At 32.7% G+C, this 13867-nt stretch carries 15 protein-coding genes and 2 pseudogenes; 14 read left to right on the top strand and 3 right to left on the bottom strand.

What is annotated here, in order from left to right; genetic code table 11:
* Nucleotides 1-63: 63 nt before the first annotated feature.
* Both MKY70_RS14115 and MKY70_RS14110 read right to left on the bottom strand, forming a co-directional pair.
* The gene (locus tag MKY70_RS14115) at nt 64-477 is read right to left on the bottom strand and encodes a DUF4870 domain-containing protein (protein WP_088291851.1); all 414 of its coding nucleotides are present in this window, start codon (nt 475-477) and stop codon (nt 64-66) included.
* 144 nt (nt 478-621) lie between these two features.
* Nucleotides 622-1089, bottom strand: coding sequence for a DUF2306 domain-containing protein (locus MKY70_RS14110; protein ID WP_341024742.1), 468 nt, complete (start codon nt 1087-1089; stop codon nt 622-624).
* A gap of 175 nt (nt 1090-1264) precedes the next feature.
* Between MKY70_RS14110 and MKY70_RS14105 the strand changes: the two genes are divergently transcribed.
* The gene (locus MKY70_RS14105; RefSeq protein WP_088033729.1) at nt 1265-1795 is read left to right on the top strand and encodes a DUF4269 domain-containing protein; all 531 of its coding nucleotides are present in this window, start codon (nt 1265-1267) and stop codon (nt 1793-1795) included.
* Between the two features lie 45 nt (nt 1796-1840).
* Here MKY70_RS14105 and MKY70_RS14100 read toward each other — a convergent pair.
* Nucleotides 1841-3168, bottom strand: a pseudogene (locus tag MKY70_RS14100) (aminotransferase-like domain-containing protein).
* Between the two features lie 152 nt (nt 3169-3320).
* Here MKY70_RS14100 and MKY70_RS14095 point away from each other — a divergent pair.
* The 13 genes and pseudogenes from MKY70_RS14095 to MKY70_RS14035 all read left to right on the top strand — a co-directional run bounded on the left by MKY70_RS14095 (nt 3321) and on the right by MKY70_RS14035 (nt 13753).
* Nucleotides 3321-4232 (top strand): DMT family transporter, encoded by a 912-nt coding sequence (locus MKY70_RS14095; protein ID WP_088033731.1) that lies wholly within the window; start codon nt 3321-3323, stop codon nt 4230-4232.
* A gap of 281 nt (nt 4233-4513) precedes the next feature.
* The gene (locus MKY70_RS14090) at nt 4514-5437 is read left to right on the top strand and encodes a nucleoside hydrolase (RefSeq protein WP_088033733.1); all 924 of its coding nucleotides are present in this window, start codon (nt 4514-4516) and stop codon (nt 5435-5437) included.
* Nucleotides 5438-5514: 77 nt separating this feature from the next.
* Nucleotides 5515-5979: a GNAT family N-acetyltransferase gene (locus tag MKY70_RS14085; RefSeq protein ID WP_088033735.1), complete on the top strand. Its 465-nt coding sequence runs from the start codon at nt 5515-5517 to the stop codon at nt 5977-5979.
* A gap of 183 nt (nt 5980-6162) precedes the next feature.
* Nucleotides 6163-6732 carry a DUF4256 domain-containing protein gene (locus MKY70_RS14080; RefSeq protein ID WP_088033737.1) on the top strand — a complete coding sequence of 190 codons (570 nt, stop codon included), beginning with the start codon at nt 6163-6165 and terminating at the stop codon, nt 6730-6732.
* Between the two features lie 372 nt (nt 6733-7104).
* Nucleotides 7105-7551 carry an NUDIX domain-containing protein gene (locus tag MKY70_RS14075; protein WP_002032390.1) on the top strand — a complete coding sequence of 149 codons (447 nt, stop codon included), beginning with the start codon at nt 7105-7107 and terminating at the stop codon, nt 7549-7551.
* A 199-nt stretch (nt 7552-7750) separates the two neighbouring features.
* On the top strand, nt 7751-8026 hold the full coding sequence (locus MKY70_RS14070) for a heterocycloanthracin/sonorensin family bacteriocin (protein WP_088033740.1): 276 nt from the start codon (nt 7751-7753) through the stop codon (nt 8024-8026).
* Between the two features lie 113 nt (nt 8027-8139).
* Entirely contained in the window at nt 8140-9168 is a 1029-nt protein-coding gene (locus MKY70_RS14065; protein WP_341024737.1) for a serine hydrolase domain-containing protein, read from the top strand.
* A gap of 31 nt (nt 9169-9199) precedes the next feature.
* Complete coding sequence (locus MKY70_RS14060; RefSeq protein WP_002013225.1) at nt 9200-9343, top strand: hypothetical protein; 144 nt, start codon at nt 9200-9202, stop codon at nt 9341-9343.
* Between the two features lie 279 nt (nt 9344-9622).
* The gene (locus tag MKY70_RS14055; RefSeq protein WP_002013226.1) at nt 9623-10831 is read left to right on the top strand and encodes an L-lactate MFS transporter; all 1209 of its coding nucleotides are present in this window, start codon (nt 9623-9625) and stop codon (nt 10829-10831) included.
* A 179-nt stretch (nt 10832-11010) separates the two neighbouring features.
* Nucleotides 11011-11426, top strand: a pseudogene (locus tag MKY70_RS14050) (GNAT family N-acetyltransferase).
* A 184-nt stretch (nt 11427-11610) separates the two neighbouring features.
* Nucleotides 11611-12054: an NUDIX hydrolase gene (locus tag MKY70_RS14045; RefSeq protein WP_016101906.1), complete on the top strand. Its 444-nt coding sequence runs from the start codon at nt 11611-11613 to the stop codon at nt 12052-12054.
* 30 nt (nt 12055-12084) lie between these two features.
* Nucleotides 12085-13215, top strand: coding sequence for a DNA polymerase III subunit beta (dnaN, locus tag MKY70_RS14040; protein WP_088033744.1), 1131 nt, complete (start codon nt 12085-12087; stop codon nt 13213-13215).
* Between the two features lie 22 nt (nt 13216-13237).
* Nucleotides 13238-13753, top strand: coding sequence for an NUDIX hydrolase (locus MKY70_RS14035; RefSeq protein ID WP_088033746.1), 516 nt, complete (start codon nt 13238-13240; stop codon nt 13751-13753).
* Nucleotides 13754-13867 lie beyond the last annotated feature (114 nt).

The raw sequence follows: 13867 nt of genomic DNA, 5'->3' as shown, positions 1-13867 counted from the left end.
GAAGTTTAAATAACTATGCAAAAGAGAAAATAAAAAGAATCCAATAAAAATATTGGATTCTTTTTATTTAGTTCTATGCACCCATCGTGAAACAATAGGATAATGAAATTCTTTATTTTGTAATTCATATAAAATCCCTTTAAGTGGTCCTAAAATTACGGCGGCTAAAAGTATTGTATATAATGGAATTGTTCCAAAAATAACAAATAAGGAATTTGTACTCAAGTCAATGTGTAATAAGGAAAGCATGATCGTACGGATTATTACGAAGTTCCAAAGAAATACAGCGAGCCATACTCCAAATTGGAAAAGGGCTGATTCTAGATTCATCTCTTTTATACTTTGTGATTTGAAAACGAAATAAAGTATGAGCGGTATAAAGAAAAGTGTATTACCAAAGAGGAAAAAGGCCAAGAAAGATAATAAAGTAATTGCATGTATCACTAGTTTAATGTTTTTATCTTGTGATAGTATCATTAAAATCCTCCTATATTTAATTTAGATGGTAAAAAACAATATAACCTATTATATCATAGGTTATATGGAATCGAAATAATCATACTATTTGCTGTATTAAGCATAATTTTTCATAAGATTACTCAGAAATTAATCAAAATGCAACTAATTTTTCCTCTGTTTTTTATATTTTTTTGATACACTGGCTACGAGAGGAATGCCAATTAAGGTAGGTAAAAACCAAAACCATATAGGTGGCAGTAAATTAATAATTGGAATATGAATTCCGACGTTTACTAAAAGTGCGGTTACGGCACCGATATAGGAGCCTAACATACCTCTAATATGGTGGCGAATCCAATTTTTCCAACGCTTTTTTCTTGCGAGATATCCGTAAATCGCAAATGAATAGGAGATAATTGCTACATAAAATAAATATGCGATTTTATCCCAGTTTAAAATAGACAATATAATTGCAGTAAGGGTTATGACAACATAGGACGCATGGTATATTTCGCCCCATTCCGTATGTTTTCCTTTCTTTTTTTGAGCAAACATCGCTACAATTCCAGTGATTAAACAGATCGTTCCAAATAAAATATGAATGGTCAAAAGGATATTAAAAATACTCATAATAATTCCTCCTTTTTTATTTTTATAGTATTGCAGTATAGGAGAAAAGTTGAAAAATATAGTTAGTTCGGCTTAATATATTGAAATATAGGTACTCCTAGAACAAAATGGAATGATTAAATTTTTTCTCAAATTTAGTGAGACGAGTATTACGTTAAATGAAGGAGAGACTTCTATGTTTACATCTATTACATATTTACAATCTGGGAATGATAAGCAACAAAAAGTTTACGAAGTTATTAATAAACTAAACATAATGGAGGATTTAGCTTTATATAGCCCTGTACTTTGCGGGACAATCCCTATTAGAGTTGATACCCTTCATTCTGACTTAGACATTGTAATGGAAGTACATAATTATGATTTTTTTGAACAGGAAATTAGATCATTGTATGGCTCATACGAAGGATTTGAAATGAAAAAGAAAATCATTAAAAATATCTTAACAATAAAGGTGAATTTTCAATTTGAAGGTTTTGAATTTGAATTATTCGCTCAGCCTAAGCCAGTGCGTAACCAAAATGCATATAGACATATGATTGTAGAGCACATGCTATTAATGCAGCATCCTCATATAAGGGAAGAAATTATTCGCTTAAAAGAACAAGGGTTAAAAACAGAACCGGCTTTTGCTCAAGTATTAAACATTGACGGTGATCCCTATAAAGAACTTATTTTATTAGGACAGGAAATGAGATTATGGTAAAAAAGGCACACAAAAAATCCTCTTTATAAAAAGAGGATTTTTTTATTATGCCATTAACTTACGAATCAAATTACTTAATATAATAATACCTTGAGTAATTTGTTCAGGGGAAGAATACCCATAAGATAAACGTATAAACTGATCTGATTCTTCCTCATAAATACGTCCCGGGTTAATAAGAACTCCCTTTGATTGAGCCTCTGAAAATAGTTTTTTCATCGAAATGTTAGGCACTACCCTTAGCCATATAAAAAATCCACCACTAGGAATATCCCATGTAGTAATGTCAGCACAGTACATATTTAATGCTTGTATCATTATTTGTCTTCGTTCTTTTAGATGAATCCTTACATTGGCTACGTGCTCCTCATAAAAACCTCTACTCAACCATTCTGCAGCAACTCTTTGAGATAAAGAACTTGACCCATAGTCAGTTTGCATTTTTATGTCTGATAATCTCTCAATAACAGGCTCTGGTCCGATAATCCAACCAATCCTAAGTCCTGGGCTAAGTGTTTTAGATAGACTACCGATATATAAAACATGTCCATATTTATCCATCGACTTTAAAGGAGGGGGCGGTAGTTCATCCATCCATAACTCACGGTAAATATCATCTTCAATGATAGGCAATTGTTCTTTTTCGCATATTCTTAGTATTTCTTTTCGTCGATCCTTGGACATTAATACACCCGTCGGATTTTGAAAACAAGGAATCGAATATAAAATATTTTTCTTTTGACTATAATTAATTCTTCTTAACAAATCATTAGGGATAATTCCATGTTGATCCATCTGTATTCCAGAAAGGTGAATATTAGCCGATTGAAATTTAATATAGAGCTTGGTGATGTATTTATTCCAAATGATTTTACATAATTACTTATTGCTTCACGTAAAGGGAGATATCCTTTTTGTTCTTCATATCCGAAATAATCTAGTTCCTCACATACGTTACGCATAATGAATTGCATAGTTTCTAACGGGAAAAGATGAGGTGCAAGTTCTCCTTTACTAAGATGAATCAATTTTTTATTTGCTTCTGCTTCATTTATTTCCCGTACCATTAACTTGCTTGGTTTATGAATACCAGCCTTTACATATTCACTCCAATCGGGCGGGGGATTGGTGGCTAATAATGACCATGTATTATTCGTTACAATTGTTCCTGACCCGATTTTCCCTTGAATTAAGCCATCTGCCATAAGTTCTTCTAGTGCGGTTATTACAGTACTACGATTTACATGAAATAATTTCGCTAACTGCCGCTGGCTAGGAACCTTACTTCCAATCGGCCATTCTCCGTATTCAATTTTTTCTTTCATATAGTCTATTATCTGCCGATATTTAGGCAGTTTTTTATCAGTAGACATATTAAAAACTCCCTCATTCATTTTAAAAATGCAAAGTGGTTGGTTTTTTCGAGGATTAACTGGTTGAAGACATTGTATCAACTATTAAATATGATGAAAAGAAATAATTGGTAATTAGAAAATGGCTGGTTTATTGGAGAGGGAGAGAAAATATGCATAATAAAAAATGGGATTTTCGTATTGTATGTGCTCACGCTTTTACGATTCTTATATGGGGAACAGCTTTTCCAGGAATTCGGATGGGGCTTGAAGCTTACACCCCTGAACACCTTACTTTGCTACGATTATTAATTGCTTCTTTGATTCTTTTTCTGTTTTCACTTATATACAAGTTACGTTTACCTGATTCGAAAGGTATTCCAGTAATTTTTATATTTGGTGCTCTTGGATTTACAATTTATCATATTGCACTGAACTACGGTGAAAAGAGTGTGAATGCTGGACCTGCTAGTTTAATTGTATCAGTAACACCTATATTAACGGCAATTCTTGCTTCTGTTTTTTTGAATGAAAAAATGAAATTAAATGGTTGGATCGGTGGTGTAATTAGTTTTGTAGGAATTGCTTTTTTATCGTTAAGTCAAGGAGATTCCATTCAATTGAATAGTGGGGGATTACTAATATTATTGGCGGCAATTTCAGAAAGTCTATTTTTCGTTTTTCAAAGGCCATACTTAAAAAAGTACGGTTTCTTGCCATTTACAATATATACAATTTGGTCTGGTACTGTATTTATGCTTATTTTTTTGCCAGGGATTTATCAAGAAATCGTAACAGCTCCTATAGAAATTACTTTGAGTGTTATATATTTAGGTGTGTTCCCGACAGTACTGCCGTATATTGCATTAGCATATATTACATCCCATGCCAGTGCTTCTGAGGCAACAAGTTCTCTATATTTAACACCAGTAACTGCATGTATTATCGCTTGGATATGGTTAGGTGAGGTGCCAACCTTTGTTTCGATAATTGGAGGGGGAATTACTATACTTGGAGTTGTGATTGCTCATTTAACATTTAATAAAGATGATTATAAGCAAATTGAGAGTGAAAAGGTATGGTAAGACATCCCTACGAGTATTTGCAATTTAAATGTAAAATTTCGGATTAATAACAGGCTTTCCATTCTATAAATATAGGAAAAAAATCTATATTAAAATCAGCTAGTCCAATATTTATACGAGATTTAATTAAACTGGTAGATTATTTATCTGCAAAAGAACTAGCATATGCTAGTTCTTTTTTATCAATACATTACTCACCATTAATATTTGCTTAGAACTGTATAGATTTAAATTATTTCCACATATACATAATTATCTTACCTATGAAAGGAGTGCATTTCTTGGAGAAGGTTTTATTTTTTGGAGACCCAGGTATTGATGATTCGTTTGCAATTATGTATGGCTTACTGCATCCTGAAAATGAAATTGTTGGTATCGTAACTGGATATGGAAATGTTGAACATATACATGCCGCTCATAATGCCGCATATATTTTACAGTTAGCAAACAGACAAGATATTCCTGTAATTAGCGGTGCAACAGGCCCACTTACAAATGAAATTACAACGTATTACCCTGAAATTCATGGACCAGAAGGATTAGGGCCCATCCATGTACCGGAAAGTGTGTTATCTATTCCTATATACAATTTTGGCAGTATTGCTGCGATTCTTGTAAAGTATGGAGAAGATTTAACAATTGTCGATGTAGGAAGATCTACCTCGTTAGCGATTGCTTTTAATTTATGGAACGAATTGATGTTAAATATAAAAGGAATTTATTTTATGGGTGGTGTCTTTTTAGAAGCAGGGAATGTTACTCCATTAGCAGAGGCAAACGTGTACGGAGATCCTATAGCAAGTCAAATTGTATTTCAGCAAGCGAAAAATATAACGTTATTCCCTTTAAATGTAACAAATAAAACGGTTTTAACCCCAAGTGTATTTACTTACATTTTAGTTAATACACAAAATCCATTTAAGTCGATTATGAAACCCATGTACGATTATTATTTATCAGCATACCAAAAACTCAATCCATCTATTGAAGGGCCATTATTACACGATGTACTTGCTATAAGCGGTTTAGTGAATCCTACATTTTTAAATTATACATCTCGAAAAGTGACTGTGGATATATGTGGCGAAACGAAGGGACAAACTTTTGCTGATTTTCGCCCACACTCTAAATCTGAAGGGGCGCGTATAGCGTTACAATTAGATGAGGAAAAATTTATTCAGGATTTTATGAAAATCATGTTATAAGTTGATGTCGAAAAAGGGAATCATTTCACTCCGTTGAATATAAAAGATAAATTCTCTTTTTAAAGGAGTTTAAAATAGTGAACGTTCAATTAAAAATTGTTACGAGAGAAAATTGGGAAGACGCATTAAAGTTACGAGTTAAAGAAAATCAAATCCATCTTGTTCCCGCAGTGGCAGTATCACTTGCTAAAGTATACATAAAACCAGATGGTGAAAATGTCGACTATATTCCATTCGCTATATATGATGGTGACCTTATAGTTGGTTTTATTATGCATGCTTTTGTACGAGAGTCAACAGATATGTATTGGATTAACGGATTTATCATTGATGAAAAAGAGCAAGGAAAAGGATATGGAAAAGCAGCATTACAGGAAATCATTAACTTAATAAAAAATAACTTTAAAGAGTGTGAGGAAATTAGATTAACTGTCCATAAAGATAATATTTCTGCAAAGAAACTATATGAATGTTATGATTTTAAACCATTAGGAAATGTATATGACGGTGAGGAAGTATATCGCTTATTGTTGTTGAAATAAAGATGTACTGTTTTGAAACAATAAGTTGTTCCGTTAAAGGGTCATATTGCGGAGAATTGGTTGTACTAATTCATATAAATTATCGCAAACTCAATTCACGCAATTATTTAAACATTTTATTATAAAACAGTATTTATATATACTTAAACTATCATTAATAAAAACATGAATGGAGGAACTAATATGAAAGAAAGCAATAAAAAAGAGTTGTCACTAGAGCAACGTGAAAAATTACTACAAACATTGAAAGATCGTTTTGAGAATAATATGAACCGTCATAAAGGTTTAGAATGGGCTAATGTTCAAAAAAGGCTGGATGCTAATACTGAAAAGTTGTGGTCGCTCAACGAAATGGAACGAACTGGTGGCGAACCTGATGTTGTTGATTTTGATAAAGAAAAAGGCGAATATATTTTTTATGATTGTTCAGCAGAAAGTCCTAAAGGTCGTAGAAGTGTTTGTTACGATCTTGAAGCGCTAGAATCAAGAAAGAAACATAAACCAGAAAATAACGCTATTGATATGGCAACTGCCATGGGTATTGAACTATTAACGGAAGAAGAATATCGTACATTACATAATCTTGAAAATTTCGATATGAAGACGTCGAGTTGGGTGCAAACACCTTCTGATATTAGAGAACTTGGCGGTGCCCTTTTTTGCGATTATCGCTTTGGACACGTCTTTGTGTATCACAATGGGGCAGAATCTTACTATGCCGCAAGAGGCTTTCGTGGTTCGTTAAGAGTCTAAAATTTGTACAGGCAGGTAAATTTGAAGTAGAGAATAGATTTGCTTAGAGAATAGTAGTGATTGCATACTTTAGCTACGGCTTCGATTTTGAGGCCGCAAAGAATAGGGCTAATCAAACCTTATTGTAAAAGAATGAATCAACTAAAAATATTAAGAGTATGTTTTGATAATTTTCTTCATAAACATACTCTTTTTTAGAATCATTTATCAAAATTATTAGTTTTAATTAACGTATAAACGAGAACTTGTAAAAGGTACTCTTGCAATTATCAATGAAATTCACCCATATGAAACACCTATGATTTATATTATCCCGCTTTTAAATGAAAATTTTCGAGCAAGTATAAAGTGAATGATTAGGAGGAATACAAAATGAAAAGTAAATTCCATCATATTGTACGAGCTATCATGATAAAAGATGAAAAACTACTAGTCGCTGAATACATAGGCCATCACTATTTTTTACCCGGTGGCCATGTTGAAATTGGGGAATCAGCAGAGAATGCACTAATAAGAGAGTTACGAGAAGAACTTGGAGTAACTTGCAGTATAAAACAATTTTTAGGCGTCATAGAAAATCAATGGCAAGCCAAAGAAACCCTCCACCATGAAATTAACCACATTTTTGAAATAGATTCAAATGAGTTAAAATCCGATTTCACTCCAATATCTAAAGAGTCCCATTTAGCATTTCACTGGATTGATTTTAATAAAGAAAATATAAATTCCTATACAATAATGCCGACACCTTCAGTAAAAGAATTACTAGAAAGAAAATTAAGTGATGAACTATTAACTTGCTGGATTAGTAACTTTTAATCGTCTCTATTTATATTAATTACGTCCACTAAAAGAATATAAAGAAAATAGGCTCAAAAACAAGGTACATCACCTAATGTAAAGTCATATTTTGTTGATGTACGCATTTAGTCAATAGCCTTGTTTCTACTTTATTTTCGGAAATATATATACTTAAAATTTTGGACGGAATTTATATTTATAAATGGAGGGGTTCGTAATGAATGAGTTTCAACAAGAACTACAATCATTAAACCTTAATGCTTATCAACCTGGTAATGTTGTGTATTGGGATCAGCAACAAAATCAATATCCCTATTACTACATTCAAGACGATGCACGTCGTTGTGGCGGATGCGGTGGCGGCGGACGTTGTGGCGGTTGTGGTGGTCGCTGTGGTGGTTGTGGCGGCGGACGTTGCGGCGGTTGCGTAGGTTGTGTAGGCTGTGTTGGTTGTTTCAGCTGTTCTAATTGCTGGAACTGGTGGATTATTTAAGTACTATAGATCAGTAATATTTCACATGAAAGAAAAGTACAGATGCAAAGTTATAATGTATTGAAACTTTTCTTTCATGCTGTTATTTTTATATGTTTTAGGGGGATATTTATTTGTACAAATATGAAAAATTAATTTCATGGGTAGAAAACATTAAAGAGACAAATCAAAGTTCTACGGCAGCACTTTGTATTATGAAAGATAATAAGATTGTGCTAGAGCATTATAGTGGAACGCATTCAAATATTCCTACTAGTAAAAAAGTAACTATATCTTCACAATTCAATGTCGCTTCCGCAAGAAAAAGCTATTTAGGATTAATGGTAGCTTATGCAGTTTATGAGGGGAAAATAAAATCTCTTGATGACGAGGCTGTAAATTATTTTAAAGAATATGATCCTTCATTACTTGGAAAGACAACGATAAGACATTTAGTAACTCATTCACACGGTTTAAATGAAACCGATGATGGGACAGCATTTCGTGAATTTGAGCCAGGACAAGCTTGGGCGTACAGAGATATTAATGTAAGAATGGTGACGCAGCTTATTTATCACTTGTATAACAAAAGTTTTCCTGAACTATTAAAGGAGCGTGTATTCATACCTGCTGATTTCAAAGAAACTGGATGGAGAATAAAACAAGATGATAATTTAGTTAAGGTTGTTGTAAACCCAGATGAAGATGCAATAAGTAGTGTTGGTGCAGTAGATGACGGCTCCGAGAAAAATCTTTTTGTCTCTGCGAGAGAATTTGCCTACTGGGGGAACCTGCATTTAAATAAAGGGGTTTTAAATGGTAAACAAATTGTGCCAAAAGAAGTTATAGCACTTGCTACGAGCTTACAAAGTCCAGAGTATACAAATAAAGAACTACCTCAAAACGGGTTGTTTTGGTTCGTTCAAAATGAACCTGCTTTATTTAGCGAACTTGGTGAGCGAGTTCCTAAAGGTTCCTATCAAATATTAGGAATTACAGGACCAACGATATTAGTCATTCCAGAATATAATGTCGTCGTTGCTAAAATGTACAATAAAAGATACAACTATGGTGGGGATAATTATTTATATTATTTACGTGAATTTAGCAATTTAGTCGCTGATACATTTAGTAGCAGTAAAAATACTATGGTTAGGGTATAACTACTCCTATAATAAAAAGGGGTGAACTTTAATGAAAAATGAAGTGAATAAAAATAAAAAACAAAATATAAAGGATGTAAACACAGAACAAAACGCGATTTATAGCGATCCGAAAGATGCAGCTAATATGCAAACTGTACCGCAGCCGAAAGACTTTGAGGAAATTGAATATTAATTTTCTCTCCGACTTATTTATGAAAGAAAAATACGTCTTAAGTCTCATCACTTTCAGCAAATTATTTGATAACATATATACATAAGCATTCGAAAATGTCTTATCTTAACAAAGCTTTCTTTAAATGCTGTATATAACCTACAAAAAGGCACTTCTTGATGAAGTGTCTTTTTTGTGTAAGCTAACTTAATTTCCATTTTCCGTACAGTATCTTGCAATTTATCATGGATATACTAACTGTGAAAATTCATGTCATGATAAAAGAAGGGGACAGTTAGCATGAAACAAACATCTATAAATCCATTGCTAATTGTTCTAGGTACAATCATTGTTCAAATTGGCCTAGGAACAATTTACACATGGAGTTTATTTAATCAACCCCTTGTAAGTAAGTTTGGATGGAACCTCAATTCAGTCGCGATTACGTTCTCAATTACGAGTTTTTCTTTATCATTCTCAACTCTATTTGCAGGAAAGCTACAACAAAAATTTGGGCTTCGTAAACTTATCGCTACTGCAGGAATTGTTTTAGGACTCGGTTTAATACTTAGTTCACAAGTTTCCTCATTACCATTACTTTATTTATTAGCCGGTGTTGTCGTTGGATACGCTGATGGAACAGCATATATTACATCACTATCTAATTTAATTAAATGGTTTCCAAACCGTAAAGGACTTATTTCTGGTATATCTGTTTCGGCATATGGAATGGGAAGCTTAATCTTTAGATATATAAACGGAAATCTTATCAACAGTCTTGGAGTATCACAAGCATTTTTATACTGGGGTATTATCGTCTTACTATTAGTGTTGATAGGATCATTCTTCTTACGTGAAGCAATTGTAAGTAACACTGCAACTGAAACATTACACAATGATTATACGCCGCGTGAAATGATGAAAACGAAACAAGTATATCTCTTATTTTTCATGTTATTCACATCATGTATGGGCGGACTGTATTTAATCGGTATGGTAAAAGACATCGGGGTGCAGCTCGTTGGTCTTAGTGCAGCGACTGCCGCAAATGCCGTCGCAATGATCGCAATCTTTAATACAATAGGTAGAATTATTCTTGGAACGTTATCAGATAAAATAGGCCGATTAAAAATCGTCTCGGCTACATTTATTATTATTGGATTATCTGTCTTCACTTTAAGTTTTATTCCACTAAATTACGGGATTTATTTTGCTTGTGTAGCAAGTGTCGCCTTTTGCTTTGGTGGTAATATCACCATATTCCCAGCCATTGTGGGAGACTTCTTCGGATTAAAAAACCATAGTACAAACTACGGGATTGTTTACCAAGGTTTCGGATTTGGTGCACTTGCAGGATCATTCATTGGAGCACTACTTGGCGGATTTCAACCAACCTTCATTACAATCGGTGTTCTATGTGTTATATCTTTCGTTATCTCTATAGTAATCCGCCCTCCAAATGCAGAAAAGAAGAAGGAAATAAAACAGTTAAATCGAAAAATAGCTTAATGCTAAGAAAGAGTCCTTATGCTAGGGCTCTTTTTCATTACAGCATAATGTATAAACAATGGATGCCATTCAAAGAATCTAATTTTGTCCCTGTACTTACTACATAACTAACATTAAAGAAGATAGGAAATTCCGATTATTAAATTGAATAAATAACATAAAAGAGCGTGCTAGTTAAAATGAAAATAGTAAAGCAATGGGTACAAGAAGATAGTGATTACATAAGAGAAAAGTAATTGAATATAACCAAAAGCAACTTTCAAATGAAGAAAAAACACCTTCAGAAACGGTTAGTTTTATAGTAAAAAATGCAAAAGAAGAAATAGTAGGAGGGATAACAGCAATAACATTCTGGCATCATGTATATGTTGACTTCCTATGGGTTTCTGAAGAATACAGGCATGAAGGTTATGGAAGCAATTTAATGAATCTTATTGAAGAATTTGCAATAAAAAAAGAATGTAGGCTAATCAAATTAGATACTTTTAGTTTCCAAGCCCCTAATTTTTATAAGAAGCATGGGTATAAAGTGATAGGGGTAAGTGAAGATCATTCTAAAGGGCATAATCATTACTATTTAGAAAAAAGGTTATAAATGAATCATTAAAGAGTGTATTATGATTAATCTTTTTCAAAATATGCTCTTTTCTTTTGTGTGTCTATGAACACGATATCGTTTCGTATTAGTTATTTACTCAAATTACTTTTTATGAATCAAAACAATTTAATGATAGAATAAAATAAAGACAGAAAATTTTCACCATTCAAGGGGGTTACATATGAAAAAAGTAAATGTTACATACGCACTTCTATATGATGAAACTCATGAAAAGCTATTAATGGTTAAAAACAAAGGGGAAAATGGTTCTTATTACACTTTACCAGGTGGAGCAGTTAAATTCGGGGAAACGTTAGAAGAGGCAGCAATTCGTGAAGTGAAAGAAGAAACAGGGCTAGACATATCCGTAAAAGGGGTTTGTTCCATTAGTGAAGCCTTTTTTGAGGAGAGAGGACATCATGCAATCTTCTTTAATTTTTTAGGAGAAATAATCGGAGGGGAAATCTGTATATCACGGCCAAAAGAGATTGAGGAGATTACCTGGATGGAATTAGATTCAGCAGAACCTTATTTACGTATACCAGAACACTTAAAAAGCCTTTTACAAAAGAAAGAAACAGTTCCTTATATTTTTAATGGAACTATTATTCATCAATCTTCATAAAGATAGTATTTCATTTAAGGCGGGGGAAAAATGGAGTTTATCGTTAATCACAAACAATTTACACAAGCTCTTTCAGAAGTAAGTAAAGCTATCTCAACAAAAACTTTAATTCCTATATTATCCGGAATAAAGATAACAGCAGATCAATCTGGAATTACTTTAATCGCAAGTAATTCGAATATTTTCATTGAAAAATTTATACCTATTTCAATTGAAGACGAACAAATTACAACTATTTTAAAAGCAGGGAGTATTGTTGTACCAGCAAAATATTTCATTGAAATTATTAAGAAAATGCCAAGTGATATTTTAATAAAAAGTATGAATGAGCAATTGATTACAATTCAATCAGATGAAATTACTTTAAACTTAAATGGATTCTCGGCGAACGAATTCCCAAATGTACCATTTATAGACGCACATACAGAAATACAAGTAGAGACGGAACAGCTGATTGAGGTATTCAAACAAACTGTCTTTGCAACTGCTAAAAATGAATCTAGACCAGTTCTTACTGGCGTACATTTCGTTATTGATCATAACAAATTAATTTGTGCTGCTACTGATTCGCACAGACTGGCTTTACGTGAAATACCCATTTCTTCACATGCGAAATTAAATTGCATTGTACCAAGTTCCACTATTAGTGAACTACTAAAATTAATGAACAGTAATTCAAATTTAGTATACATATATCTTTCAGAAAGTCACATTATTTTTAAATTCGGTACAATTACGTTGTATTCAAGACTTATTGAAGGAAAATATCCTAATATATCCGGCCTAATTCCAAATGAATCCCAAACGGTTATTAATATAGATAGAAAAAAGATTTTACAAGGTGTAGATCGGTCAAGTTTATTGGCTAGTGAATGGGCAAACAACAACGTTAACTTAGAAATCATCGACGAATGCACAATACAAATTTCTTCGAACGCTTCTCAAATTGGTAAAATATCCGAGACACAACAAATAGATGCGATTCACGGTGAAAAGCAATTAAATATATCTTTCGACGGACGATATATGGTCGATACTTTAAAAGCAATAAAAGAAGATAGAGTTACTTTAAGTTTTGGCGGTTCCATGAGACCGATATTAATTGAAGCAGGTGAACAATCTGCAGCAGTATATTTAATATCGCCTGTTAGAACTTATTGAGAACAAAGGAAGGAATTAAATTATGTACAAGCACACTTTATGTTTTATCAAAAGAAATGAAGAAATACTTATGTTAAATAGAGAATATGATCCTGTAAAAGGATTATGGAACGGTGTAGGAGGGAAGATAGAAAAAGGAGAAACACCGTTAGAAAATGCAATTCGTGAAATAAAAGAAGAAACAAATATAGATGTTGAACAAAATCAAATTCAATTTAAAGGCATTATTAAATGGGAGGATTCCTCATATTCTGGTGGCATGTATGTCTATTTAGTAGAGCTACTTAATGAATTTACATATCACACTCCAAAAAAAGTCTCAGAAGGAATTCTAGATTGGAAAGAGGTATCTTGGATTCTAAGTGACTATAATTACGGCGTAGGAGAGATGATACCTAAATTTTTAACTGAAGTACTTTATAATGAATTAATATTAGAGCACTCTTGCGTTTTATCAAATCATAAATTAATAGAGTATAAGAATAAAGAATTAGCTAAGCAGACCAGCCCAATAGATTCAATACATAAATTAGCGTAAGCAGTAACAGAAAATAGCTAATGTAGTCGAAGTGAAACTAAAGATAAAATTTAACGTGAGGGAGAGTATTTTAAATAGCAGGAAACAAATATAGTAAAGTAGTAATTAGGGGAG

Source organism: Bacillus sp. FSL R9-9492, assembly GCF_038007365.1.
GTDB classification, from domain to species: Bacteria; Bacillota; Bacilli; order Bacillales; family Bacillaceae_G; genus Bacillus_A; species Bacillus_A mycoides.
Note: the sequence above shows the minus strand (reverse complement) of the source record. Positions and strands in the feature narration are given on the sequence as shown.